Consider the following 1,482-nt stretch of genomic DNA (forward strand, 5'->3'; position numbering starts at 1 on the left):
CAGCCAACCGTCTTTCGACCCGCACGAACCCAGCTGGTTCTGGATGATGAATAACTGGACATTCGTTAAATACCTTCCGTCATCCAAGCCCATCCTGGTGGGCTTTTTTGTGGCTGCTGGACGGCAGTAGGTGGGGGACTGGCCTACCATCTCCCACATAGTTGGCTTGACCCTACGTCAGCCTGGTATACCGAATTTTTGTGCCGCAATAGGACAATACCCAAATGCTGAACACGAACCAGGTGAACACGATGGCTTCGTGATCATCACTGCTGACAGCGCTGGCGGCATGGTAGACATCCATGACCGAAGGCCTGTGGCACTGAATCCTGAATTGGCTCGCGAATGGTTGGACCCGGCAACACCGAAAGAGCGGGCAGAACAGATGGTGCTGCTCCAGGGGGAGCCGGCAGAATACTTCGAATGGTTCAAAGTAGACCCAGCGCTGGGCAACGTGCGAAACCAGGGGCAAGTATTGATCGAACCGAGGAGGGAGATTGAGGGAGGCAATTACAAGGGCAATGGCTGATAGCGCAGTTTTATATTCACTACGCCATCAAATACATTACCAACCACTTAACTCTGCAACGCCTTAAATAGCTTTTGAAACTCCACAGAAATAAACTCTCCATTCGTATGGTGCAAAAAATTCTCTACAAGTTTACTTCCCAGAGCATTTTCATTCCTCGCAATAGCACCAAATTCGTTATACCTACTGAACAATTCCCTGGCTATTCCATGGCCATCCTGTAAAAGATATCGCTTATCTGAACGTATGACCAAAGGCATGCCAACGTATGTAACATCCACATCCTTTGCATTATCGTAATCGAACAATTCTTTCAAAAACCAATCAACACTTGACTGCAATAACTCTTGATTTTTTAGCCATACACTATAATGAACATTATTTTGACAAAACTTAGAGATCGGGTAGGTTTTCGGTTCTTTATTATGGAGAAACAACATCACAGCTATTGGATCTATGGCAACATTCTCCATGGTGTAAGCATAATCACTCGCGAACACCTTAACATGCTCGTTACCTTTGTTCTTTTTATCCCAATCTGTAACCCCCCTGACAGTCTTACTTCCTTCCAAGGTCAGCCTCTCTACCATTCCAATCACTTGACTACAATCACCATCGCCACGCATCGCAGTCAAAAAATCCTGTAGAGATAAATCTTTAGGGTTAAAATACTGTCTCACTTTTTCTTCTAAAGCTTTCCTAGGGTATGCTGGACCCGAGCTAACAAAACTCAATGAAACTCCCGAATCAAGCCCTGAGATAGCGTTTAACCTATTGTAGACTTCAGTATATATCGAGCAGTCATATGTACTCTCCACAAACACTTGCCGTCTATTTTCGGGAGAGATTGATATGTGATTTATACCTTCAAGAAGTTGCGTAATTGCGTAATCTTTATCCACATCCTTGAGTGCACCTTCACTCATAATTGCCAAAGCCGCATCATCGGGAGC

At 45.0% G+C, this 1,482-nt stretch carries 1 protein-coding gene and 1 pseudogene; one reads left to right on the forward strand and one right to left on the reverse strand.

The window, feature by feature from the left end:
• Positions 1-190: 190 nt before the first annotated feature.
• A pseudogene (locus ACXRVY_RS28715) lies at positions 191-529 on the forward strand (SOS response-associated peptidase family protein); the annotation flags it as partial.
• A gap of 47 nt (positions 530-576) precedes the next feature.
• On the opposite strand, the gene ACXRVY_RS28720 reads toward ACXRVY_RS28715, so the two are convergent.
• Positions 577-1,482, reverse strand: a 906-nt coding sequence (locus ACXRVY_RS28720) for a hypothetical protein (RefSeq protein ID WP_458238919.1), incomplete at its 5' end; no start/stop codon positions are given.

Source organism: Pseudomonas sp. P5_A2_2, from assembly GCF_054177685.1.